This window comes from Sorangium sp. So ce385, assembly GCF_051474135.1.
Lineage (GTDB): Bacteria > Myxococcota_A > Polyangia > Polyangiales > Polyangiaceae > Sorangium > Sorangium cellulosum_D.
In genome coordinates this window covers 7,409,908-7,433,067 of record NZ_CP150337.1, presented here as the reverse complement: position 1 = coordinate 7,433,067, position 23,160 = coordinate 7,409,908, and the positions used below count along the sequence as shown (strand labels likewise).

Here is a 23,160-nt window from a genome sequence, read left to right as displayed (position 1 = left end):
ATGGCCTCCTCGTCGTCTCCGCTGGTCGATCTCGTGTCGCTCGTCGCCCGCGCGCTCGTCGATCAGCCGGACCGGGTCGTCGTGCGCGAGGTCGTGGGCGACCGCTTCCCCCGGATCGAGCTGACGGTCGCGCGCGAGGACATCGGCAAGGTGATCGGCAAGGACGGGCGCACCGCCCAGTCGATCCGGACGTTGCTGAGCGCCGCCGCGAGCAAGTCGGGGCGGCGCGCGCACCTCGACATCCTCGACTGAGACGAACCCGACGTGGAGCGACGCTACGTTCCCGTCGCGGAGGTCTCCCGGCCGCACGGCGTCCAGGGGGAGCTGCGGCTCCGCGTGTACAACGAGGGGTCCGACCTGCTCCTCACGCGGCCTCCGATCCGGCTGCGCCTTCCGGACGGCTCCGAGCGGGACGCGAAGATCATCGCGGCGCGCCCGGTCGACAAAGCGCTGCTCGTGCGGATCGCCGGGACCGGCGATCGAGACGCGGCCGAGGCGCTGCGCGGCGCCGCGGTGTGCGTGCCGCGGGATGCGTTCGCGCCGCTCGCCGAGGGCGAGTTCTACGCGTGCGACATCGAGGGGGCGCGCGTGCTGAGCCCCGAGGGCGACCCGATCGGGCACGTGAGGTCGCTCCAGTCGTATCCGACCTGCGAGGTGCTCGTCGTGGAGAGGAGCGGCGCAGATCCGCTCGAGATCCCGCTGACCGAGAGCTTCGTCGGCAGCGTGGACGTGGAGCGGCAGATCGTTCAGCTGGTGACGCTGGAAGGCCTCGTCTGAGCCGCCGTCCGGCTCGAGGCGGCCCGCCGCGGCAGGTTCGATGCGCATCGATGTAGTGACCCTGTTTCCCGAGCTCTTCGAGGGATTTCTGGCGATCGGCATGGTCGGGCGCGGGCTCGCCTCGGGCGCGCTCGCCGTCCGCACGCGCAGCCCGCGCGAGTTCGGCCTCGGCCGGCACCGGAGCGTGGACGACACGCCCTACGGCGGCGGCTCCGGCATGGTGATGCGCGTCGACTGCATCGTCCGCTGCCTGGAGGCGCTCGACGAGGCCGCCGCGGAGGGCGCGCCTCCCGGCGCAGAGGGACCGGCCCCTGCGCCGCGGGCGCACCGCGTGCTGCTCACGCCGCAGGGGCAGCCGTTCCGCCAGGAGAAGGCGATCGAGCTCGCGGCGCGCCCGGCCGTCGCGCTCGTGTGCGGCCGGTACGAGGGGTTCGACGAGCGGGTGCGCGCGTTCGTCGACGAGGAGATCTCGCTCGGCGACTTCGTGATGACGGGCGGCGAGGTGGCGGCGATGGCGGTGATCGATGCGTGCGTACGCTTGCTCCCCGGGGTGCTCGGCAACGCCGTGTCGGCGGAGCACGAGTCGCACAGCCCCGCGATGTCCGGGCTGCTGGAGTACCCGCAGTACACGCGCCCGGTGGAGTTCCGCGGGCACAAGGTCCCCGAGGTGCTGCAGCAGGGCAACCACGCGGCGATCGCTCGCTGGCGACGCGCGCAGGCAGAGCAGCGCACGGCCGAGCGCCGGCCCGATCTGTGGCGTAAGGCGCGCGGGGGAGAGCCTGCGCCGAGCCCTCTGCCGAGCCCTCCGACGAAAGATGGCGGCGAGGCGCGGCGATGAGGCTGTCGCTCGCGCTCGTCCACTACCCGGTGCTCGACCGCGCCGGCGAGGCGGTGACCACCGCGATCACGAACCTCGACCTGCACGACATGGCGCGGAGCGCGCGCACGTACGGGGCCGAGCGGCTGTTCGTCGTGCACCCGGTCGCCGCCCAGCGCGCGCTGGCAGAGCGGATCCGGGAGCACTGGGTGCTCGGGTCCGGCAAGCGCCGGATCCCGGATCGCGCCGTCGCCCTCGACGTGCTGTCCGTGCTCCCCAGCCTGGAGGACGTGTACGGCGCGCTGAGCAGCGAAGGGCGCGCCGGCGTCGAGGTCTGGACGACCGCGGCGGCGTCGCGAGGGCTCCCGGTGACGAGCTACGCGGAGACCCGCGCGCGCCTCGCGCAGGCGAGCCGCCCCGTGCTGATCCTGTTCGGTACGGGCTGGGGCCTCACGCCCGAGATCATCGCCGACGCCGACCTCCGGATCGAGCCCATCCGGGCGGCCGCGAGCACCGGCTACAACCACCTGAGCGTGCGCGCGGCGTGCGCGATCACGCTCGACCGGCTGCTCGGCGACCGGCAGCACGCCGGGTGAGCGCTCGCGGCGCGCGCGGCGAGCGCGATGCCAGCGCCGCCGCCGGCCCCGCGGTCCATGCTACGGCCATGAGCGAGCGCGAGGCCCATCGCCCCGAGGAGGCGAGCTCGGAGCGACGGACGCACGATCGGCTGGTGCGCGAGCAGGCGTTCGCGCTCGGGTTCGACGTCGTCGGCGTCGCGCGCGCGGACGAGCCGCTCGGGGTGGAGCACGCGCGGTACCTCGAGTTCGTCGAGCGCGGCATGCACGGCGAGATGCGCTACCTCGCGGAGTACGCGGAGCAGCGGCGCCGGCTGGACACCGACGCGATCCTCGAGGGGGCGCGCTCGGTCGTGTGCGTCGGCCGCAGGTATGCCCGGCCCAAGGACAGCGAGGGGCGCGACCCGCCGCTCGCGCAGGCGGTCGCGCGGTACGCGCGCGGGCAGGACTACCACAACCACCTGAAGCGCCGGCTGCGGCGGCTCGCGTCGTTCATCCGATCGCTCGCGCCGTCCGTCCTCGCGCGGCCGCTCTGCGACGTCGAGCCGGTGATGGAGCGCGTCTGGGCCGCGCGCGCCGGCATCGGCTTCGTCGGCAAGAACGGGCTGCTCATCACGCCGGGGCAGGGGAGCTATCAGCTGCTCGGCGAGGTGGTGACCACGCTGCCGCTCGTCCCCGACGTGCCCATCGCGGAGCGCTGCGGCTCGTGCACGCGCTGCCTCGACGCGTGCCCGACGCAGGCGTTCGACGCGCCCTTCGTGCTCGATCCGCGGCGCTGCGTCGCGTACCTGACCATCGAGCAGCGGAGCGCGCCCGCCGAGGAGCTGCGGCCGGGCATGGGGGAGCACCTCTTCGGCTGCGACGCTTGCCAGGAGGTCTGCCCGTTCAACCGGACCGCGCCGCCGCCCCTCGAGCGCACCGCGCCGTTCCATCCGCTGCCGCGCTGGGAGGGGCGGGACGTCGACGACCTCGCGTCGCTGGACGAGCGAGGGTTCGAGGCGCTGACCGTCGGCACGCCGGTGAAGCGCGCGCGGCGCGGCGGGCTCGCCAGGAACGCGGCCATCGTCGCCGCGAACCGGCTCGCGCGCGGCGCGGAAGGCGAGGTCGCGGAGCGCGCGGAGCGCGCGCTCGCCGCGGCGCTCGCCCACGACGACCCCGAGGTGCGCGCCGTCGCCGCGTGGGGCATGCGCCGCGCGGGCCGCGGCGAGCCGGCGAGCCCGGCCGCGCCGGAGCCTGCCGGCTCGCTCGACGAGCCCGGCGCCGGTTGAAGCGCAGAGGGCGCCGGGGTCGGGGTCGATCGCGGCGCGCGGCGTTCGGGCGCGGCGGTGCTCGGGCGCTCTTCGCGGGCGGCCGAGGATCCGCTACGGTGTCCGCCGGCAAGACGCCGCGCGCACGAGCACGAACGTGGATCTCCCTCCCAGGCTCCGAGCGCTCCTCGACGATCTGCGCCAGCACGATTCCGTCCTCTGGCGGCGTGCGGTGGACGCCGGGGTGACGTACGGCCCAGACCTCCTCGTCCGGCACAGCCCTGCGCTGTTCGGGCTCGTCTTCGGGGCCGTGCTGCCGGAGCAGCGGAGGGCCGTGCGCAGGAACCTGCGGCTGGCGCTCGGCGAGCGCGGGGCGCTCGACGAGTACCGGGACGTCGCGCGGGTGTTCATCAACTTCGCCAGCTGCCTCACCGACGCGTTCATCGCGGGCAGCAACCGGCCCGACCGGCTCACCGGCCTGTGCGTGAACGACGAGCACTTCACGAACGCATACCGGCGCGGCCTCGGCGTGATCGTCGTCACGGCGCACACCGGCGGGTGGCAGGCCGCCGCGCCGCTCCTCCGCTCCGTGCACGCGGCCGACGTGCTCGTCGTGATGCAGCGCGAACGCGACAGCCGGGCGCAGGCCATCCAGGACGGCACGCGCGATCGGGTCGGCGTGCGGATGCAGCACGTCGACGACGATCCGCTCGCGGTGCTCCCGCTGCTCGCGCACCTGCGGCGGCAGGGCGTCGTGGCCATCCAGATCGATCGGCTCCCGTCCGGGATGCGCGGGCGCGACGTCGAGCTCTTCGGGATGCCCTGGCGCGTCCCGGAGGGGCCGCTCCAGCTCGCCGCGGTGAGCGGCGCGCCGATCGTCCCGGTGTTCACCCGGCGGACCGGCTTCATGGAATACGAGATCTGCATCGCGCCGCCCGTCTCGCTGCCCAGGCGGCCAGGACCGTCCGAGCTCGACGTCGCGGCGCGGCAGATCACGGCGGAGATGGAGCGCTTCCTGCGGGAGAACCCGACGCAGTGGTTCCACTTCGAATAAATCAAGGATTTTGAGCCTTTAATGAGAAATCGCGCCGCGGTCGGCCATGCGCTGCATCGGCGCGCAAGCTGGGTTAAGAGTGCGCGCTGATGGCCCGCCTCCTCGTCGGACTGCCCTCGCTCAAGGGGGATATCCAGAAGTACAAAGATCGCTTCGATCTGGTCGAGCTCCGTCCGCTCGATACGTCGTTGCCCCGCGCGACCACGCTGCGCAAATGGCGCAAGGCGGTGCCGCCGGGCTTCGTCTTCAGCGTCGTGCTGCCGCGCGTGGTCGGCGAACTCGCGGCCGGGAAAGAGCTCGACGAAGCGCTGTCGACCTCGCTCGAGGTGGCGTCCGTGCTCGAGGCCCGGTGCGTCGTGCTCCAGACGCCGGCGTCGCTCCGCCCGACGGCGAGCAACCGCAAGAAGCTCGCGGCGCTCTTCGAGCGCCTGCCCGCCGAAGGGGTCGTGCGCTGCTGGGAGCCCGCGGGGATCTGGGAGCGCGACGACATCGTCGCGACCGCGCGCGCCGCGAAGGTGATCCCGGTGCTCGACGTCGCCCGCGACGCGGCGCCGCCCGGGCCGATCGTCTACACGCGGCTGCGCGCGCTCGGAAAGTCGTCGTCGATCGGAGCGGCCGCGCTCGAGCGCGTCGCCGATCGCCTGCGCGGACGGCGTGAGGTGTTCCTGGTCGTCGAGGGAGACCGCGCGTCCCAGATCAAGTCGCAGCTCGCGGCGTCGCTCGCGCGCAAGCCCGATCGCTCGACGGCCTCGGCCGTGGTAAGGCCTACCATGCCTATGCCGAACACCCTCGTCGCCGAGGACGAGGAGCAGTGATCCGCGGCGCGGCGGCCACGGCGAGCGACGCCTCCGCGGCTTCGGCCGCGCGGGCCGCGCTCGAGTCGTCCGGCAGCGCGATCGACGCGATCGTCGCCGGCTTCTTCGCGGCGGCTGGCGCGCAGCCCGACGTGCTGCTCGCGCCGGCCGTGGCGCTCGCGGCCGGCGTCGGCGTGGGCGCGCGGGCCTTCGATGGCCGGGCGATCCAGCCCGGGCGCGGCGCGCCGCGGCCGCGCGGGTTCGTCGACGGGCAGAGCGTGCCGGAGGCCGCGCGCGTCGCGGTTCCGCGCTCGCTCGGGATGCTGGTGCTGCTGCACGGCTACCTCGGCCGCGCGCGGCTCCGCGAGCTGGTCCGCGCGGGCGTGGCCGCGGCCGAGCGCGCGGGCGCGAGCGGGCGCGCCGCGCTGCTCCGCGAGGTCGGCTCGCTCGGCGCCGTGGCGCTGCGGGCGCGCGACGTGGAGCGGGCGCTGCTCGCCGTGGGCGGGCCGGTCGCCGGCGGGACGCTGACCGCGGAGGACCTCGCCGAGGCGGTCCCGGCCGAGGTGGAGGCCGCGTCGACCACGATCGCGGAGGGCGCGACGGCGCTCCAGGCGCCGTGGCCCGTCGGGGATGAGGCGCGGCCCGCGGACGCCATCGTCGCGTGCGACGGCTGGGGTACGATCGCAGCGCTGGCCTACGCGCGCACCGACGACGGGATCGCCGTGCCCGAGCTCGACATCGTGCTCGGCCGCGACGCCGTCCCGGTGCGCCGCGGGATCACGCGCCTCGCGCCCGGCACGCCCTTGCCGGCGGCGGCGCCGATCGCGATCCTCCAGCGCAGCGCCTTCGCGGCCGCGGTCGCGCTGACCGGCAGGCCCAAGCTCGAGGTGAGCGCCCTCGGCGCGCTCCTCCGTGGCACCGCGCTCGAGGCGGCCCTCCACGACGTCCGCACGCAGCTGAGCGCCGACGGCGCCCTCGCCGTCCTGCGCGACGACCGCGACGCGCGCGCGGTCCACCTCGCGCCCGGATTCTCGGCAGGAGCAGGGACGCCGCCGGCAGAAGGCTGAGGCGGCGTCGTCGCCGCCGGCAGAAGGCTGAGGCGGCGTCGTCGCCGCCGGCAGAAGGCTGAGGCGGCGTCGTCGCCGCCGGCAGAAGGCTGAGGCGGCGTCGTCGCCGCCGGCAGAAGGCTGAGGCGGCGTCGTCGCCGCCGGCAGAAGGCTGAGGCGGCGTCGTCGCCGGCAGAAGGCTGAGGTGGCGTCGTCGCCGGCAGAAGGCTGAGGTGGCGTCGTCGCCGGGGGGCGCGGATCGTCCGGGGCTGGCGCCCAGGGGGCCGACCGAGCCCAGCGTGTCGGCGCGGGGCCGTGCAGCGCTCGATGAGAGCAACAAAAAACCGCCAGAGCGCCAAGGACGCCAAGAGGAGAACGCTCGGCTCTCCTGGCGTGCTTGGCGTCCCGGCGGTTCTGGCTCAGGTCGCAGTCGTCGGCGTGCTGCCCAGACGCGACCGGGCTCCGCTCCAGCTAGAGCGTGACGCCGTAGCGCTTCGCGTAGGCGACGACGCCGATCTTGTCGATCGTGCGGATGTCGCGCGTCGTGAGGTTGAGCTTCACGAAGCGGTTGAGCTCGGGGACCCAGACGCGCCGGGTCTGGATGTTCACGAGCTGCCAGCGCTTCGTCTTGATGTTGGAGTGGGAGACATTCTGCGCCAGAAGCTTCCGCTTCCCAGTGATGTCGCTCTTCGCCATGACGTCCTCGGTTGGAAGGGGACCGATCTCGGTGCCCCGACCCTAGTTCGATCAAGCTGGCCGAGCGCACGCCCTGCGCGGGGGAGCAGGGGGGCTCGGGAGCGCGGCAAAGTGAAGGAAGCCGGGGGACATGTCAAGCGTCCACCGGGGGGTATCTCGCCGCAGCGCACCGGAGATCGCCCGCGGAAGGGTCGAGGGAGTGCCGGCGCAGGCCTAGGTGAGCCACTCGCCGCCCGAGGGCGGCCGGCGATCCCGGCCGTCCTTGTCGTTCTCGGGGCGGTGCAGGTCGATGCGCCGGGCGTCGGCGGCGAGGCGCCAGGCCAGGATCTGGAAGAGGCCGAGGCTCGTGAGCGCGGACGTCGCGGCGAACGCCAGGCCCGCGGAGAGCACGCTGACGAGGTCGCGCGGCGCGAAGGCGCTGAGCTGGGCGAGCCTGCCGACGACCAGGTCGGCCGTGAAGGCGAGCACCACCGCGACCGCGAGCGACGAGCCTGCGCCCGTCGTCTCCGCCCCCATGAAGCCGGTGAGGCTGGAGAGCACCGCCAGGATCACCATCAGGGCGCCGAGCTGGGCCAGGTGCGGATCGAGCAAGGTGAGCTGCGCGGCGGCGTGCCCGAACGCGGGGAGCGCGACGAGGAACGCGGCGACGAGCAGCCAGCGCGCGCCGGCATACGCCCGGTAGCGAGACCGGAAGACGAGCGCCGCCGGGAGCGCTATCGCCGCCACGGCCCGGGCGGCGCCCCAGCCGACCGCAGGACCCGAGCTTTGGAGGCCGATGACGGTCGCGATCGTCCCCAGCACCACCATCGCGATGGCGCGCTGCCGGTAGCTCACCGACGTGAGCGCGGTGAACAGCGCGACAATGCCCAGCACGAACGCAGGCGGCCCCGCGACGACGCCGTCCGGGCGGAGCCCCGCGACCGACAGGCCGCCGAACAGAAGGAAACCCACGCCCACCACGGCGCACCAAACCCGGGCCGCGTCCTGCGCCGGACGCATCGGCGCCAGGTCCTCCATGAGCGCCTCGGACGCGAGCAGCGGCTTGGTGACATGCTCGCGCGCGCTCGGGGGCGGCTCCTCGATCGTGATGGCCGGGCTGGACCCGGAGAGCCGCTCGACCTGCGCGACGCCGATCGACGCCGTGGAGGGCCGCTCGACCTGAGCGGCGCCGAGCGGCGCCGCGGAGGGCCGCTCGACCTGAGCGGCGCCGAGCGGCGCCGTGGAGGGCCGCTCGACCTGAGCGGCGCTGAGCGGCGCCGCGGAGGGCCGCTCGACCTGAGCGGCGCCAATCGACGCCGCGGAGGGCCGCTCGCCCGGGCTGTCGCCGGCCGCGGCGCCCTCCGGCTGGGCTGCTGCTGCCTTGTCCCGTTCGGCGATCGCGCGACGGCTCGCTGGCGGGCGGTCGCGGTTCGCCTCTCCGTAAGGCTTTTCCATTGATGGAGCTGGATCAGATCTCACGGGCGTCGAGGGGGTTCTTGCGGAGCTGCCCGAGCAGCTCGGCCGAGGTGAGCCGCGCGACCAGGGTGCGCCCGAAGTCTCGCACGGCGGTGAATCCTTGCCCATCCATGGCGAGGGATTGCTCGTCCATGTACAGCCGGCGCGCAATCTCGATCTGCACGGCGTGGACGGCACGGTGCGGTTGGCCGTAGTGCGCGGTGCTGAACCCACCCTTGTAGGGGTCGTCGTGGCGCACCGAGAAGCGGCAGGCGCGCGCGTGCTGATCGACCGCGTCGATCACCGCGCTCGCGGCGGTCGTCCGCCCGCGCGTGCCGGGGACGATGTCGGCCCGGCCGACCGCGCCCTCGGCGTGGCCGCGGCGGCTCTGGCTCGGCATCGAGTGCGCGCAGAGCAGGATCGCGAAGCCGAAGCGCTCGCGCTTGCGGGCGAGGATCTCGCTGAGGGTGCGGTGGTAGGGCCGGTAGAAGCGGTCGAGCCGGCGCTCCACCTCGCGCCTCGGGAGCCGGGCGACCAGGACGGGCTCGCCGTCCGTGGTCACGCGCCAGATGAGCCCCCGCGGGAACGGCGCGCGGCCGCCGCCCTCGACCGCGTCGCCGTCGCAGTCGGCCTCGCTGCGGTTGAGATCGACGACCAGCCGGCTCATCCGCGAGAACAGGAGCGTCGCCCCCTCGGCCGGGGCGTCCTGGAACAGCGCGTCGACGTAGAGATCGGCGTCGCGCCCGATGCTGCGCGCAGGCGCGACGGTCCAGGACAGCGACTCGGGATCCATGTGGACACCCGCGTGCGGTACTTCGACGAGGACCGGGCTTTCCGCTCCGCGGGGCTCGACGACCTCGAAGGGTGACACCACGGGGCTCACTGTGACGCATTCCGCGTCCGGCTGGAATCAGGACGGGGCATGACGGGGCAGGACGGGGAGGTTCCAAGCCGGAAGGAAGGAAGAAGTGTTGCCGTCCAGGGCGTCCTGGGTGCCTCTGCTCCGCCCCGGCTTTCTGGCGTACTTGGCCGCTTTCGCTGTAGCGTTGGCCGTGGATCTCGCGACCTGGGTGGACGCCTACCTGGACCATCTCCGCGTCGAGCGGGCTCTGGCGCCCCTGACGCTCGAGGCGTACGGCCACGATCTGGCCAAGCTGGTCGCCCATGCGGACGCGGCGGGGATCACGTCGGTCGACGGGCTCGACCAGGCGCTGATCGGCACCTACCTGGTCGCGCTCGGCCAGGCGGGCATCAGCGCGAGCTCGGCGGCTCGCCACCTCTCCGCGGTCCGCGGGTTCATCCGCTTCCTGCTCCGCGAGCGCCGCATCGAGCGGGATCCGTGCGCGCTGATCGAGCGACCCAGGGTCGGGCGGCGGCTGCCCAAGGTGCTCTCGTTCGACGAGATCGCGCTCCTCATCGAGGCGCCCGAGCAGGGGACGTTCAAGGGGCTGCGCGATCGCGCGATGCTCCACGTGATGTACGCGGCCGGCCTGCGCGTCAGCGAGGTGGTGCGCCTCAAGCTGTCGGACATCGAGCGGCGCAAGGGGATCGTGACGGCGCTCGGCAAGGGCGGGAAGCGGCGGCTCGTGCCGCTCGGCGAGCCGGCGCTCGCGGCGATCGACGCGTACCTGGAGGTGCGCGCCACGCACCCGCGCAGCGCGGCGACGCAGGTGCTGTTCCTGTCGCCGCGCGGCGGACCGCTCACCCGGCAGGCGGTGTGGAAGCTCCTCGGCGGATACGCGCGCGGCGTGGGCATCGCCAAGCCGAGCTCGCCGCACAAGCTCCGCCACTCCTTCGCGACGCACCTGCTCGAAGGGGGCGCGGATCTCCGGAGCGTCCAGGCGCTCCTCGGCCACGCGAACGTGGTGACGACCGAGATCTACACGCACCTCGCCGACGATCACGTGCGCGCCGCCTACCGGCGGGCGCACCCTCGCGCGTGAACGGGCGGGCCGCGGCTACTTGCAGCGCTTGAGGAACTTACCGCACGGCTTGTTCGTGGCCTGCCCCGCAGGCTGCGCCGGCGCCGGGGGGATCTCGGTGAGCTGGAACTCTTGCACGATCGGCGTGCCGGCCTTGACGACGATGTTCGTGCTGCGCGCGATGTAGCCGGTGCGCCTGACGCTCACCTTGTGCACGCCCGGCTTGAGCCCGAGCTCGACCTCCGGCGCCTGGGTCGTCTTGCCGTCGATGGTGATCTCCTCGCACGCGACGGGCTTGCAGGAGACCTTCACGAGCGGGTCGGCCGGGGCGCCCGCGTCGGCCGGGGCGCCGGCGTCGATCGGAGGCGCGGTGGTCGGCGCGCGCTGCGTGGGCTCGGCCGGCGGCGCGGTCGCGGCCGGCGCGGGCTGCGTGGGCTCGGCCGTCGGCGCGGGGACCACGGCGGACGCCGTGGCCGACGCGCTCGGGCTCGGCTGCGGCTCTTCCCGGCGATCCATGACGTACCACGCGGCGGCGGTGCCCCCGACGAGCAGCACCGCGACGATGCCCACCGTCAGCGACGCCGCCTTGCCCCAGGGCGACCGCGGCGCGGTGACCGCGGTCATCATCGCGATGGGGCTCTTCGGAGACGCGGCGGCGGCGGGGGACGGCGGCACGGGCGCCGCCTGCGCGAGGCCCGCGTCGACCGGAGGCTGCGGCGAAGGCGACGCGGCCGGCGAGGGCGTCGGCGAGAGCGGGGAGGGCGGCGGCGCGGGGGAGAACGGCGTGGGGGGCGGCGCGGCCGCGAACGGCGAGGCGGCCAGCTGCGTCGCGTCGGGCGCCGGCATCGGCGCGGGCGCGCTCGCCGCGGCGACCGCGTGGGCCGGCGGGACGGGCGCTGGCGCGTTCGCGGCGCGGGCGGCGTGGGCCGGCGGCGCGGGCGCGGGCGCCTCGTTCGCCGAGGGGGACAGGGCGAGCGTCGAGCCGACCTCGATCGCCGCCGCCGAGAAGCCGCTGAGCATGGCCGCGAGCTCGCTCGCGGAGCGGAAACGCTCGCGCGGATCGTGCGCCAGCGCGCGCGCGAAGGCGGCGTCCAGCACGGGGCTCACCGGAACGCCGAGCTCCGCCGCGCGCGCCGACGCGGAGGGGCGCGGCGCCATGATCTCGCGCTGCCAGCCCGGCACGTCGACCTGACCCTGGCAGGATCGCCAGTACGAGCGGCCGGTGAGCGCGAAGAAGGCGACCAGCGCCGCGGAGAAGATGTCCGCGGCGGGGCCGGCCGGGGCGCCCGGCTGCAGCTGCTCGGGCGCGAGCCACGGGGCGGCGAGGACGTAGCCCTCCGACGTCGGCAGCATGCTCCGCGCGAGGGACGGCCCGAAGTCGGCGACCCTCACGCTGCCCGGAGCGCTCGGGTCGATGAACAGGTTCGTCGGCTTGAGGCCGTGGTGGGGCACCTCGCGCGCGTGCGCCGCGTCCAGCACCGCCGCGAGCGAGCGGAGCATCGCCCCGACCTCCTCGAAGCTCAGGGGCCGGCGCAGCGCGAGCTCCGCGAGCGACGGGACGTGGATCATGTCCGTCACCGTGAAGGGCGCGGCCGTCGCCGGGTCGTAGCCGGCCTCGAGGATGTGCGCGACGAGCTCGTGCGGCAGCCGATTCGTCTCGGCGACGTACCGCTGCAGGTGCTGCATCGCGTCCGGCCGCTGGCCGATGATCGGCGAGTACAGCTTGAGGGCGACGTCGCGCGCCTGCGCCGTCACCGCGCGGTAGGTGGCCGTCGCGCCCCCGTAGCCGAGGAGCGAGCGGACGGAGAACCTCCCCGCGACGACGCTGCCCGGCGCGACGTTCGGTGCCGTCACGAGATCACTCCCCCGCGACCGCGATCGACTCGATCGACTGCAGGATGGTCGCGTCGGCGCCGGAGCTGTCGTCGTCCGGCACGAACCCGAGCCCGATCACGATCTCGCCGTCCTTGCCGGTGTCGGCGAAGATCAGCAGCGGGCCCTTCTTGGTCCCGCGCGCGGCGCCCTCCTTCTGCCACAGGCCGATCTTCCTTCCGGCGATCTCCTTGACGTCGTCGGGCTTCTTCCAGCTCACCTTCTTCTTGGGCAAGGTGACGTTGATCTCGCGCGCCAGCGCGTCGAGCGCGGCGTCGCGCTTCTCGGTCGCCTGCTTGCCCTCGCCCGTGTCGACCTGCGCCGTCGCCAGGGCAGGGCCCTCGTCAGCGGCCTGCGCGATCGTGGCGCTCTCGCCCTGGGCGTAGGTCCAGCCCTTCACGGGCGTGAGCACGAGCGAGCTCCCGGCGATCTTCGCGCGGGTCGACTCCTCTGCCTGGCACTGCTCGTCGAGCGCCTTGCAGGGCTTCGGGGCAGGCGGGGGCGGAGGCGGAGGCGCCGCGGTCACGGGCGGCTCCGGCGTTACGGGTTGCGGTGGAGGCGGCGAGCTGCACGCCGCGGCGAGCGCCGCCGCAGCGCTCAGCGCCAGGGTGGGCCATCGTCGGAAGAACATTGCGGACGAGCGTTGCAGGACCGGCCCCGGGACGGCAAGTAAAGAGCGATCCCCGGGGGCGGCTTGCGCCGCGGGGCGCGGCCGGGGCCGCAGGGAAGGGCGAGCGCGCCGGGCGGCTGCTCCGGCGCGCTCGCGGGGTGCAGGGGCTACTTGACGACGGCGCCGACGTCCTGCTCGACCTGCTCGGCGACGCCCACCGGCACCTTGCCGTAGAGGCGGGTGCGCTCCGTGACCAGGAAGTAGTCGGGCTTGCCGCTCGCCCCGGGAGGCCCCTTCACGAGCTCGGCGAAGCCGATGTCGCCCGCGCGGCCGGTGTACTCGACCCGCACCACGACCTCCTTCTGCTCGGGGGGCGCGGCCACGTACTCGGTGGGGCGCAGGCGGTCGAGCTTGCTCATCCAGTTGCCGACGGTCTCGTCCTTCTGCTCGGGGCTGGCCGGATCGGCCCAGAACTTCTTGCCCTCATCGCCGCTGCGCGTGAGCTCGCGGCGCTTGTCGCCGACGATCACGCGCGCCTGGGTGAGATCGACGTCCTTCCACTCGTGCAGCTCCCGCTCCATGAGCCGCGACTCCGCGGTGTCGAGATCGCGGTAGATGTCGCCCTTGATGGCGTACACCTCGCCGGTGGCCTCGTCGCGCGCGTAGCGGTCCGCGCCGCCGGGCGTCGCGCCGCCGACGACCAGCTTGCGCTCGCCGCCGCGCAGCTTGACGGTGAGCGTGCCCTCCGGCTCGGCCAGGCCGAACTCGCTGGCGCGGTCGTCCCCGATGCGGCCGACGGAGCGCAGCGCCTTCAGCGGCGCGATCGCCTCGGCGAGCTTGTTGCCGGCGGTCACCGACACGAACGTGGTCGTCTTGACCGTCGGCTCCTGCTCCGCGGGCGGCTCGTCCTGCGCCTCGTCGTCGTGGCCGTGCACGTCGTCCTTCGGCTTCTCGGCCGGGGGCGTCGCCTTGCGCTCCGTCGTGCCGACGAAGTAGCGGCCGTCCTTGTCCTTCTTCGCCTCGAGGACGACCGTCTTCGACTTGGCCTCGAAGGTGATCCGCTCGACGTCCTCGGCGCGGCCGGCCCAGACGGTCACATCCCCGGCCGAGAGCGCGGCCGCCGTCTTGTCGCGCGTCCAGACGAGGACCGCGAACAACGCCGCGACCACAACGAGGCCGAGGTGCACGAAAAAGCTGCGATCCAACCTCATGCGCGCCTCCCGCTCGCGCGCCGCCCGCGGCGCGTGATGAAGAGCCCGAGCCCCAGCACCATCGCCGGCGCCACGAGGATCGTGGCCCAGAACCAGACCTGGTCCTTCTCCTTCGTGTGCTCGATCCGGACGTCCTCGTTCGTCGTGATCTCCCCGGCGAAGCTCTCCTCGCCGCCGAGCCACCGGAACGCGTCGAGCGCGAGCACGATGTTGGGCTCGTTCCTGAACGCTGCGTCGCTGAACACGTCGGCGTCGGCGACGACGAACGCGCGCAGCTCCTTCTTGTCCTTGCCGTCGCCGCCGCCGGGCGCGAGCTCCTTCGAGACCGCCGCGGCGAGGTTGTAGGCGTTCCGCTTCTCACCCTCGTCGAACTTGAAGTTGCCGTTCGCGTCGGCGAACGTCTCGCCCAGCGAGCGGACCACGAAGTCGATCTTCAGGTCGCCGCCGTCCGCCTTGTCGAGCGACGCCGCGCCCGGGAAGATCGTCGGCGCCTGCTGCGCGTGGCGGCTCAAGGTCGAGACCGACGCGTGCGAGGAGTACCGCGTCGTGACCAGCATCGCCTGGTCCGACTCGTTGAAGCGCCGCCGCACGTAGACCCGATCGTTCGCCAGGACCTCGGGCTTCCACGTGAGGCCCACGGCGCCGGCGAGCGGCGAGAGGTCGACCTTGGCCTCCGGATCGAGCGCGAGCAGGAGGTGCCCGCCCTCGTCGGCGTACCGCTTCAGGGCCGCGACCTCCTCCGGCAGGAACTCCTTCTGCGGGCCGAGCACGACGACGACGCCCGCGTCCTTCGGGAGCTCGCTGCCGAGCCCCTGGGCGAGCCCGAGATCCTTGACGACGTAGTTCTGCGACTCGAGCAGCTTGCGGAGGTTCTTGGCCGTCCGCCCCTCGGCCGCGTTCGTCGACTCGTTCATCTCGCCGTGGCCGACGGTCAGGTACGCGGTGCGCTGCGCGCGGATCACCTTGAGCAGCGCCTTCTGGAAGTCGGCGTCGAGGCTCTTCAGCTTGGCGCCGGCGGTCTTGATGTCGGCGCCGATGTTGAGCGTCTCGCGCGAGGTGTCGCGCGAGAGCACGATGACGCCGTCCTGCGTGACCTTCGCCTCCTTGGCGAGCGCGGGGACGAGCAGCCGGTCCTGCATCTCCACGGTGATCTGCGGCGACGCCGCCTTCACCTCGCGCAGGTAGCCCTCGACCTCGGCGCCCACCTCGTTCAGCTGCGGGAAGAAGGCGGTGATCTTGAGCGGCTCGGTCAGGCTCTCGGCGACGCGCTTCGTCGAGTCGCCGGGGCGGGCCGTGCGGTAGTACGAGAAGTCCGCCTTGAGCTCGAGCTGGCTCGCGGCGTAGACGAAGAGCGCCGAGTAGACCGCGGCGAAGGCGAGCGTCACGCCCGAGAGCGTCGCCGCGCGCACCCGCCGGCCCTCGATCCGCTCGGCGCGCCGCATCGGCGCGAGCGCCGCCTCGCCGAAGAACAGCGGCACCGTCGCGATGACGAGCAGCGCGATCCAGCCGACCGTCGTCGCCGCCTCGATGCGCGCGCGCAGCTCGGGCGCGGCCCGCGAGACGCCGAGCAGGTTGCGCCCCGCGTCGGTCGTCGTGAAGTACGCCGCCACCGCGACGAGCCCGAGCGCCGACAGGATCGCGAGCGCGCGCTCGACGGCGCGGCGCTCGCCCGTCTCGCGCACGGCGGTCGCGAAGCGCAGCGCGGTGACGAGCGCGAGCGTCAGGAGCCCGAGCCCCGACAGCGCGTAGCGGAGCCCGTCGACCGTGGGCACCACGCGCTCGCCCAGGAAGATGGCGAGGAGCGCGCCCGCGTACGCCGGCACCATCCAGCCCCCGGCGCGCAGCGCGGGCGCCCCGCGCGGCGCGGCGGGCGCCGGCCTCTCGGCCTGGGGCGCCTCGTGCTGCGCGCCCGGCGCGGCGCTCGCGTCGTTGCCGCTGTTCTCGGCCTCGGCGGCCTGAGCGTTCTGGTCCTTCACCGCCACCTCCGTGCCCTCAGGGTGTGGGTCGCGGCGAGCAGGAAGAAGTACGCGACCGCGACGTAGTACAGGACGTTCTCCAGCCGGAGCACGCCGTTCAGGAACGGCTTCTGGTTGAGCGGGTAGAGGTTCAGCGCGCTCACGAAGTCGTTGAGCGGCGGCTCCGTCACGCGGGCGACGAGGAACAGGAAGCCGAGCGTCCCGATGATCGCCGCCCCGAGGATGACCGCGATGACCTGGCTCGCCGCCAGCGTCGACGCGAAGAGCCCGATCGCGAGCGACGCGGCGCCGAGCAGCAGCACCCCGGAGTAGCCGACCAGGATGTGCCCGACCGACACCCTGCCGTTCACGAAGATGAGCATCGGCATGTAGATCGTGATCGCGGTCATCAGGCCGACCAGCGCCAGCGCGGCGAGGAACTTGCCGGCGATGATCTCGCCGTCGCGCACGGGCGCCGTCTTGAGCAGGATGAGCGTGCCGCTCTCGCGCTCGCCGGCGATGAGCCGCATCGAGAGGATGAGCGCCGCGACCATGATGATGAACGCCGTGCCGTCGAAGAACTTGAGCAGCACCTCGGCCGACAGCCGCGCGCCCGAGCCGAGCGCCGCGACCTGGAAGTAGATGCCGTCGATGAGCAACGCCGCGGCGGCGACGACGTACCCGAGCGGTGACCTCAGGTACGCGGACAGCTCCCGCCGCGCGACGAGCAATGTCCCTCTCATGCTTCGCCCTCGCCTTCCTCCGCCTGCTCGCTCGCAGGGGCCTTGTTCGCCTGGCCGCCGGCCGTCGCCGCGTCGGCCGCGGCGGGCCTCGCCTTCGCCTGCGGCGCGCGCGTGGCGAGCCGCAGGAACACCGACTCGAGCTCGCGCTCGCTCCGCTTCACCTCGAGGATGCCGATCCCCGCCTGCACGAGCTCGGCGCACAGCGCCGCCCGCACGTCGCGATCGGCCTCGACCGCGAAGCTCACGACGTCGCTCCCCGGCTCGGTCGTGGGCAGCTGCTCGACGGACGTGACGCCCGCGACCGCGCGCGTGATGTCGAGCGCCCGCGCCGCCTCGCCGCGCGTCACGCGGTAGCCGGCGCCCTCGGCCGCGGGGCCGCGCACCGTGAGCTCGACCCGGACGCCGTGGAGGAGCTTCGCCGAGAGCTCCTGCTCGGTCCCCTGCGCGCCGATCTCGCCGTCCCGGATGACGAGGATGCGATCGCAGGTCTCGCTGATCTCGGAGAGGATGTGGCTGGAGAGCAGGATGGTGTGCTCGCCGCGCAGGCTCCGGAGCAGGGCGCGCATCTCGACGATCTGCACCGGGTCGAGCCCGCTGATCGGCTCGTCGAGGACGAGCAGCCGCGGCTTGTGCACGATCGCCTGGGCGATGCCGACGCGCTGCTTGTAGCCGTGCGACAGCGCGCTGATCGGGTCGGCGGCGACGTCCTCGAGCTGCGTCACCGCGAGCGCCTCGGCCACGCGCCTGTCGGCCGAGCCGGCGTCGACGCCGCGCAGGCGCGCCGCGAAGTGGAGGAAGGCGCGCACGCTCATCTCGTCGTAGAGCGGCGGCCGGTCGGGGAGGTACCCGATGCGGGACCGCACCTCGTGCGGGTGGTCGACGACATCCAGCCCGTCCACGAGGACCCGGCCCGCGGATGGCAGGAGGTCGCAGGCGAGGATCCGGAGCGTCGTCGTCTTGCCGGCGCCGTTCAGGCCGAGCAGGCCGACGATCTCTCCCGCTTCGATCGAGAACGACAGGGGCCCGATGGCCTTCCGGTCGCCATAGTACTTGTATAGGTCGCTGATTTCGATCACGGCCGTGCACCCCTCCGCACAGGGAAGAAGCTCTCCGCGCCGGCGAATCGGACGCCGCGAAGCGCGGCGGTCCAGGCGCCAGCGGCCCCTTACAACAGCGGGTGACGGAAATCATTCCCGACGCGGCGCGCGCGGGCCGCCCTCCGGCGCGCGATCCCCGCGCGGTAGGAGAAACGACCGGGACACGCCGCGCGCGCGGTGAGCGGAGCGACCAGGACGTGACGGATCTCAGCATCCGGCGAGGATGCCCCGCTCCGGCGATGAGGGGCGCCGGGCGGCGATCCGCCGCCGCGCTCGCCCCGGCGTCAGCAGTGCTCGGCGATGATCGCCCAGCAGGCGTCCGCGAACTCCCGGTAGGTGGAGCGGTCGAGCGTCGCCTGCTTCACCGGCATCACGTCCTGGTGCTCGGCGAGCATCGGGCGCAGCGCGCCCTCGATGTCCGCGCTCGTCTCGATCCACAGGAACTCCTCGATGCCGTCGGTGATCTGGCCGCGGATGAGCCTCGGCACCTCGCTGAGCCGGACCTTCTTCGGGCTCCGCCGCGCGATCGACGACGCGATCTGCTCGGCGTGCGCGGGCCAGCGCTTGAGCGCACGGTGGAACGTCGAGCCGACGAGCCGCAGGATCTGCTGGGCGAGCCTCGCCACGCGCGGGCGCTGCACGCGCTCCTCGTTCTCCGCGATCATCGCCAGGTAGTCGTCGCTGAGGAGCTTGCGCAGGTCGCTCGAGAGGATCTGCTGCGACTCGGGCGTCATCCGCAGATCCGCGATCTGCGCGAGGAAGATGTCGCGCAGGACGGTCAGGCGCGCCGTCACCGAGCCGGTCGGGGTCGTGTCGAGGATCTCGGCGAGCGGGTCGATCAGCCGGCGGCCGAACGTGGTGAGGATGTGATCGAGGATCCGCTTCTGGTGCTGCTCGTGGCCGAGCACCGACAGCGCGCGGGCGATGTGCGCCTTGCTCGGCGCGTCGACGAGGATCTCCAGGGGCTGATCCTGCGCCTTCCCCTCGTACATGCGCAGCGACGCGAACATCTCGCGGAAGGCGTCCGCCGCGGCCGCCCCCTCGCCCGACTCGCCGTAGACCCGGATGACGAGCCCCGAGTCGGGGCCGGCGTCGAACAGCCGCCGGAGCTCTGCCCGGATGTCCTCGTCCGTGACGAGCGGCGCCGGGGGGAGCGACTTCCCGCGTGGATCCATGGAGGTCCAGCCTACGGCAAAGTGCGGTGCACCTGAACCTCTGTGCCGCGAGGAAGAAGGATGAAGAAGCAAGCGAGCGCCGGGCGCCCGCTCGTCCGGCGACGCCGGTGAAAATGTGCGTGCGGCGATGTCGTACCCTGGCGCTACCGCGGCGTGGTGTTGCCGTGACGCCGGCGCGCGGGTCGTCATTCTCCGGTGTCACCGGATCGACACCGCAACGGCGCGGGGCCGGCCTTGTGGCGCGCTCGCATCGCCGGGTACCATCCGGCGGTCGGTCCCGTCGCGTCCCGTGCGGGAGGAGCGGGCATGGGAGCATGTATGGACGGTGCGAACCCGGCTCATCAGGGGAAGGGAAGCGGCATGGCCGGCGCGCTGAGCGCGCGCGGCGAGGCCCGGGCAGAGGTGCACGTCGCCTCCGGAGACGCGCTCGACGTGCGCCAGTTCACGGCCACGGATCGGATGTCGGCGCTCTTCGAGGTGCGCGTCGTCGCCGTGTCGGACAACCCGGACATCGATTTCGAGGCCGTCATCGGCCGGCCGATGCGGTTCTCCGCGCAGCGCGAGCAGGCCCGCGCGTGGTCCGGCGTCTGCAGCCAGCTCCGGCAGATCGCCGTCGAGGAGCGCCACCTCTCCACCTACGAGCTCACGCTCGTCCCCGCGCTGTGGCTCGCCACGCAGCGGCGCAACCACCGCGTCTTCCAGCACCTGTCGGAGATCGACATCGCGCTGAAGATCCTCGACGAGTGGGGGATCTCCCCGGCGCTGCGCCTCACCGGGAGCTACCGGAAGCGCAAGTTCCGCGTCCAGTACGGCGAGAGCGACTACACGTTCCTCTGCCGCATGCTCGAGGACGCGGGGGTGAGCTTCTATTTCGAGAACGGCGAGAGCCGGCTCGTCCTCGACGACGGGCCTCACGGCAACCCCCGGCGCACCCCGATCGCGTTCCGCGACCACCCGACCGACGCCGACCTCGAGCACGTCACCGAGGTGCGCGTCGGCCGCCGGCTGCGGCCGGGCAAGTACACGGTCCGCGACCACGACTACCGGCGGCCGGCGTCGTACGAGCTCCTGGCGAGCGCCGCCGGTCCCGGCGGCGTCGAGGAGCGGCTCGAGCGCTTCCACTACGTGCCCGGGGCGTTCCTCTACGAGAGCGACAGGGGCGACAGCACGCCGGCCGCCGACGACAAGGGCAAGTACCGCGCGGACGAGGCCGAGGGGGCCGCGCTCGCGCAGCGGCGCCTCGAGGCGAAGCGCGCCTCGGCCCGCGAGATCACGTTCGAGACCAACACGATGGATCCCGCGCCGGGCACCGTCCTCTCGTTCCTCGACCACCCGAAGGCCGAGCTCGCGCCGGACAAGCCGCTGCTCGTCCTCGAGTCGACGCTCGCGGGCGAGGTCCCGGGCATCTTCCGGCACGCGTGCCGCGCCGTGACCGCGGACGCCCCGTACCGGCCGCCGCTCCGCACGCGGAAGCCGCGCGTCCAGGGGGTCGAGTCCGCCACCGTGGTCGGCCCGCCCGGCCAGGAGATCCACGTCGACGAGTTCGGCCGCGTGCGCGTGCAGTTCCACTGGGATCGCGAGGGCCGCATGAACGACGCGTCGTCGTGCTGGATCCACGTGAGCCAGCCCTGGGGCGGCGCCGGCTTCGGCGGCACCAACCTGCCGCGCATCGGCCAGGAGGTGATCGTCGACTTCCTCGGCGCCGATCCCGACCGGCCGATCATCACGGGCCGGGTGTACACGAACCTCCAGAAGACGCCGTACAAGCTCCCCGAGAACAAGACGCAGAGCGGCTGGAAGACCAGCTCGTCGCCCGAGACCGGCGGCTACAACGAGCTCATGTTCGAGGACGCGGCGGGCAAGGAGCTCGTCCGGGTGCAGGCCGAGCGCGACATGAACAAGCTCGTCAAGCACGACGAGCAGGTCAACATCGGCAACGATCGCGTGAGCGCGATCGGCAACAACGAGGATCAGACCGTCGGCAACGACTTCACCAAGCTGGTGATGAACAGCGCGCGCGAGGTGGTCGGGATGAACCGATCGCGCGTGGTGGGCGTCAACGAGACGGTGGAGATCGGCAGCGTGCAGGCGACCCGGGTCGGGGACAGGGTCGAGATCGTCTGCGGCAAGTCGAGCATCGTGATGGAGAAGTCGGGCAAGATCGTGATCTCGGGGACCGACATCACGATCCACTCGAGCGGCCACACGCAGGTCTTCGGCGACCCGATCGATCTCAACTAGCCGTCGAGGTCACGGGGCCTCGGCCGCCGCGCGCATCGCCGCGCGCACCTGCTGGGCCGCCGCGGGATCCTTGACGACCCGCTCCAGCCACACGCGGCGGAGCCGGATCAGCGCGCCCTCGGGCAAGCGGAGCTCCCTGAGCGCCTGCGCGTCGTTCCCGCGCTCGGACGCGATCGCGAGCCGGGCGTAGTCGACCGCCGTGATCGGGCCTCGCTCGGCCTCCAGCGCCGCGATGTACGCCGCGTCGTACGACGAGAGCAGCCGCCGCTTCCCGCGCCCGACCTCGGCGCGGATCGCGTCGAGCCAGTGCGCGTGCAGCGCCTCCCACGTGTCCGGCGAGAGCGACTCCGCCGCGAGGATCGCGTCCTCCGCGCCGGGGCGCGCCGCGAGCCGCGCCGCGATCGCCGCGCAGCGGGCGAGGGGATACGCGTCGACGGGCAAGGCCGGCTCCGCGGGCCCGTCCGCCGGCTCCGGAGCCGCCGCGGGGCGCGGCTCGGGGACCTCCGCGGCGGGCGCGAGCGCCGGCGCGGGCGCGGGCTCCGCGGCGAGCCGCGCCGGCGGGGGGAGCGGCAAAAGGAGCGCGAGCGACGCGGGGGGCGCCGGCGGCGTGGGCGGCCCGTCGTCCGGCTCGCGCTCGTGCGGCGCGGGCGGCGGGCCGCGGGAGGGCTCCGGCGCGGACGCGTGGAACGGGAGCGCGGGCCTCGGGAGCACCACGGCGGGCACCAGCGTCTGCGACGTGTCCTCGTCGTCGATCGGGGGCGGCGACGGCGGCGCCGCCGAGAAGCGCGGATCGGCCGCGTCCGGCGCGGCTCCGGCCGGCGGCGCCGGGGCGAGCTGCGCGGCGCCTTGCAGGAACGGGAGCACCGCGGAGGGCCTCGACGAGAGCGGGGCCGTCATCGTGCCCGTGAGGCTCGGCGCGGGCTCGCCCTCGGTGATGAGCACGGCGCCCTCGCGCGGCGGGCGATCGAGCATGAGCTGCCCGCGCCACACGAGCGCCGCCACGCCGTGATCGGCGTCGATGACGAGCGTGTCGCAGCGGAGCGGCACGCGCAGCTCGACGCCGTTCGTCACCGCGATCGCGCTCGGCGCCGGCGCGCGGAGGCGCGTCGCGAGCCGCGGCAAGCGCGGGTGCAGGTGCTCGAGCACGATCGGCTCCGTGCCCGTCAGCTCGTTCGTCACCTGATCGAGCGGCGCGGCGTTGAAGTACCCGGTGTCGATGCCCTCGGGCAGCGGCCGCTCGGCCCAGCGCGCGTGATCCCAGCCCGCCGCGTGCCGGCGCAGGCGCTGCGCGCGGTCGGGCCACTCCGGCCGGAGCGGGCCGAAGCCGGCGGGCCAGAGGTGGCCTTGCCGGATCGCGGTCGACGAGGCCGCGGTCAGGAGGTTCGGCGCGCGCGCTCGCCCCCATCGATCCGCGGGCGCTCCATGGCCCGTCGGCACGCCGATCGGGTTCGAGGTGTGCGGGCCTCCCGCGGCGCGCTCCCAGCGGAGCGGCATGCGCGTGAAGGGCGCGGGCTCGCCGAGCGCGCCGTCGCGCGTGAAGCACGCGTCGCCGCGGACCTCGATCGCCTTGTCGATGTCGCCCACCGCGAGCCGCGCGATGAGCGACGTCACCGCGCCGCCCTCGGGCGCGTGCGCGTGGCCGACGACGAGCACCTCGCTCCACCGCTTGAACGGCGCGACCGGGCCCCACGGCTCGACGAGCCGCCGCTCGTCCGCTTCGCCCTCCAGCGGGGGCGCGGGGCCGCTCGTCATCGGCGACTCGAGCGGCGCGAGCTCGAACAGCGCATGGCACGCGACGGTGAGCACCCACGCGTCGGGTCTGGGTCGCCACTCCAGCGAGCTGGCGCGTATCAGGCCTTGGCAGACGAGGTGCATCGGCGATGGATCAGGCGCG

At 73.7% G+C, this 23,160-nt stretch carries 21 protein-coding genes; 10 read left to right on the top strand and 11 right to left on the bottom strand.

Annotation, left to right across the window (positions count from 1 at the left end; all coding sequences use genetic code 11):
* From WME83_RS26975 to WME83_RS26940, 8 genes are all read left to right on the top strand, one after another.
* Complete coding sequence (locus WME83_RS26975) at nt 1-252, top strand: KH domain-containing protein (RefSeq protein ID WP_437312564.1); 252 nt, start codon at nt 1-3, stop codon at nt 250-252.
* Between the two features lie 12 nt (nt 253-264).
* The gene (rimM, locus tag WME83_RS26970; RefSeq protein WP_437312563.1) at nt 265-777 is read left to right on the top strand and encodes a ribosome maturation factor RimM; all 513 of its coding nucleotides are present in this window, start codon (nt 265-267) and stop codon (nt 775-777) included.
* Nucleotides 778-817: 40 nt separating this feature from the next.
* Nucleotides 818-1,615 carry a tRNA (guanosine(37)-N1)-methyltransferase TrmD gene (trmD, locus tag WME83_RS26965; protein ID WP_437312562.1) on the top strand — a complete coding sequence of 266 codons (798 nt, stop codon included), beginning with the start codon at nt 818-820 and terminating at the stop codon, nt 1,613-1,615.
* Nucleotides 1,612-2,190 carry an RNA methyltransferase gene (locus WME83_RS26960; protein WP_437312561.1) on the top strand — a complete coding sequence of 193 codons (579 nt, stop codon included), beginning with the start codon at nt 1,612-1,614 and terminating at the stop codon, nt 2,188-2,190. Before trmD ends, WME83_RS26960 begins: the two co-directional genes overlap by 4 nt.
* Before the next feature lie 68 nt (nt 2,191-2,258).
* Complete coding sequence (gene queG, locus WME83_RS26955) at nt 2,259-3,437, top strand: tRNA epoxyqueuosine(34) reductase QueG (RefSeq protein WP_437312560.1); 1,179 nt, start codon at nt 2,259-2,261, stop codon at nt 3,435-3,437.
* Nucleotides 3,438-3,573: 136 nt separating this feature from the next.
* Nucleotides 3,574-4,470: a lysophospholipid acyltransferase family protein gene (locus WME83_RS26950; RefSeq protein ID WP_437312559.1), complete on the top strand. Its 897-nt coding sequence runs from the start codon at nt 3,574-3,576 to the stop codon at nt 4,468-4,470.
* An 89-nt stretch (nt 4,471-4,559) separates the two neighbouring features.
* On the top strand, nt 4,560-5,285 hold the full coding sequence (locus WME83_RS26945) for a DUF72 domain-containing protein (protein ID WP_437312558.1): 726 nt from the start codon (nt 4,560-4,562) through the stop codon (nt 5,283-5,285).
* A complete protein-coding gene (locus WME83_RS26940; protein ID WP_437312557.1) occupies nt 5,282-6,331 on the top strand; it encodes a hypothetical protein in 1,050 nt (349 codons plus the stop codon). Before WME83_RS26945 ends, WME83_RS26940 begins: the two co-directional genes overlap by 4 nt.
* A gap of 450 nt (nt 6,332-6,781) precedes the next feature.
* On the opposite strand, the gene rpmB is transcribed toward WME83_RS26940, so the two are convergent.
* The 3 genes from rpmB to WME83_RS26925 form a co-directional block, all read right to left on the bottom strand.
* Complete coding sequence (rpmB, locus tag WME83_RS26935) at nt 6,782-7,006, bottom strand: 50S ribosomal protein L28 (protein ID WP_020737334.1); 225 nt, start codon at nt 7,004-7,006, stop codon at nt 6,782-6,784.
* Between the two features lie 213 nt (nt 7,007-7,219).
* A complete protein-coding gene (locus WME83_RS26930; protein WP_437312556.1) occupies nt 7,220-8,440 on the bottom strand; it encodes a hypothetical protein in 1,221 nt (406 codons plus the stop codon).
* 13 nt (nt 8,441-8,453) lie between these two features.
* Nucleotides 8,454-9,311, bottom strand: a complete 858-nt coding sequence (locus WME83_RS26925; RefSeq protein WP_437322049.1) for an N-formylglutamate amidohydrolase — start codon at nt 9,309-9,311, stop codon at nt 8,454-8,456.
* A 181-nt stretch (nt 9,312-9,492) separates the two neighbouring features.
* Between WME83_RS26925 and xerD the strand changes: the two genes are divergently transcribed.
* On the top strand, nt 9,493-10,383 hold the full coding sequence (gene xerD / locus WME83_RS26920; RefSeq protein WP_437312555.1) for a site-specific tyrosine recombinase XerD: 891 nt from the start codon (nt 9,493-9,495) through the stop codon (nt 10,381-10,383).
* 15 nt (nt 10,384-10,398) lie between these two features.
* Here xerD and WME83_RS26915 read toward each other — a convergent pair whose 3' ends face one another.
* From WME83_RS26915 to WME83_RS26885, 7 genes are all read right to left on the bottom strand, one after another.
* Nucleotides 10,399-12,216 carry a serine/threonine-protein kinase gene (locus tag WME83_RS26915; protein WP_437312554.1) on the bottom strand — a complete coding sequence of 606 codons (1,818 nt, stop codon included), beginning with the start codon at nt 12,214-12,216 and terminating at the stop codon, nt 10,399-10,401.
* A 4-nt stretch (nt 12,217-12,220) separates the two neighbouring features.
* Complete coding sequence (locus tag WME83_RS26910) at nt 12,221-12,865, bottom strand: hypothetical protein (RefSeq protein ID WP_437312553.1); 645 nt, start codon at nt 12,863-12,865, stop codon at nt 12,221-12,223.
* A gap of 146 nt (nt 12,866-13,011) precedes the next feature.
* Complete coding sequence (locus WME83_RS26905; protein ID WP_437312552.1) at nt 13,012-14,055, bottom strand: DUF4340 domain-containing protein; 1,044 nt, start codon at nt 14,053-14,055, stop codon at nt 13,012-13,014.
* The gene (locus tag WME83_RS26900) at nt 14,052-16,031 is read right to left on the bottom strand and encodes a Gldg family protein (protein WP_437312551.1); all 1,980 of its coding nucleotides are present in this window, start codon (nt 16,029-16,031) and stop codon (nt 14,052-14,054) included. The genes WME83_RS26905 and WME83_RS26900 overlap by 4 nt, the downstream gene beginning before the upstream one ends.
* The gene (locus WME83_RS26895) at nt 16,028-16,753 is read right to left on the bottom strand and encodes an ABC transporter permease (protein ID WP_061622651.1); all 726 of its coding nucleotides are present in this window, start codon (nt 16,751-16,753) and stop codon (nt 16,028-16,030) included. The genes WME83_RS26900 and WME83_RS26895 overlap by 4 nt, the downstream gene beginning before the upstream one ends.
* On the bottom strand, nt 16,750-17,829 hold the full coding sequence (locus WME83_RS26890; RefSeq protein WP_437312550.1) for an ABC transporter ATP-binding protein: 1,080 nt from the start codon (nt 17,827-17,829) through the stop codon (nt 16,750-16,752). The genes WME83_RS26895 and WME83_RS26890 overlap by 4 nt, the downstream gene beginning before the upstream one ends.
* 305 nt (nt 17,830-18,134) lie before the next feature.
* Nucleotides 18,135-19,025, bottom strand: coding sequence for a hypothetical protein (locus WME83_RS26885; protein ID WP_437312549.1), 891 nt, complete (start codon nt 19,023-19,025; stop codon nt 18,135-18,137).
* Nucleotides 19,026-19,385: 360 nt separating this feature from the next.
* On the opposite strand from WME83_RS26885, the gene WME83_RS26880 reads away from it, so the two are divergent.
* Nucleotides 19,386-21,266: a type VI secretion system Vgr family protein gene (locus WME83_RS26880; protein ID WP_437312548.1), complete on the top strand. Its 1,881-nt coding sequence runs from the start codon at nt 19,386-19,388 to the stop codon at nt 21,264-21,266.
* A 9-nt stretch (nt 21,267-21,275) separates the two neighbouring features.
* Here the strand turns inward: WME83_RS26880 and WME83_RS26875 are convergent, their stop codons facing one another.
* A complete protein-coding gene (locus tag WME83_RS26875; protein ID WP_437312547.1) occupies nt 21,276-23,141 on the bottom strand; it encodes a DUF2169 family type VI secretion system accessory protein in 1,866 nt (621 codons plus the stop codon).
* Between the last annotated feature and the right edge of the window lie 19 nt (nt 23,142-23,160).

Excerpts from the sequence above, each read along its gene's own strand:
- WME83_RS26975 (WP_437312564.1), top strand. The coding sequence starts at position 1 with ATGGCCTCCTCGTCGTCTCCGCTGGTCGATCTCGTGTCGCTCGTCGCC.
- trmD (WP_437312562.1), top strand. The coding sequence starts at position 818 with ATGCGCATCGATGTAGTGACCCTGTTTCCCGAGCTCTTCGAGGGATTT.
- WME83_RS26960 (WP_437312561.1), top strand. The coding sequence starts at position 1,612 with ATGAGGCTGTCGCTCGCGCTCGTCCACTACCCGGTGCTCGACCGCGCC.
- queG (WP_437312560.1), top strand. The coding sequence starts at position 2,259 with ATGAGCGAGCGCGAGGCCCATCGCCCCGAGGAGGCGAGCTCGGAGCGA.
- WME83_RS26945 (WP_437312558.1), top strand. The coding sequence starts at position 4,560 with ATGGCCCGCCTCCTCGTCGGACTGCCCTCGCTCAAGGGGGATATCCAG.
- rpmB (WP_020737334.1), bottom strand. The coding sequence starts at position 7,006 with ATGGCGAAGAGCGACATCACTGGGAAGCGGAAGCTTCTGGCGCAGAAT.
- WME83_RS26930 (WP_437312556.1), bottom strand. The coding sequence starts at position 8,440 with ATGGAAAAGCCTTACGGAGAGGCGAACCGCGACCGCCCGCCAGCGAGC.
- WME83_RS26910 (WP_437312553.1), bottom strand. The coding sequence starts at position 12,865 with ATGTTCTTCCGACGATGGCCCACCCTGGCGCTGAGCGCTGCGGCGGCG.
- WME83_RS26905 (WP_437312552.1), bottom strand. The coding sequence starts at position 14,055 with ATGAGGTTGGATCGCAGCTTTTTCGTGCACCTCGGCCTCGTTGTGGTC.
- WME83_RS26895 (WP_061622651.1), bottom strand. The coding sequence starts at position 16,753 with ATGAGAGGGACATTGCTCGTCGCGCGGCGGGAGCTGTCCGCGTACCTG.
- WME83_RS26885 (WP_437312549.1), bottom strand. The coding sequence starts at position 19,025 with ATGGATCCACGCGGGAAGTCGCTCCCCCCGGCGCCGCTCGTCACGGAC.
- WME83_RS26880 (WP_437312548.1), top strand. The coding sequence starts at position 19,386 with ATGGCCGGCGCGCTGAGCGCGCGCGGCGAGGCCCGGGCAGAGGTGCAC.
- WME83_RS26875 (WP_437312547.1), bottom strand. The coding sequence starts at position 23,141 with ATGCACCTCGTCTGCCAAGGCCTGATACGCGCCAGCTCGCTGGAGTGG.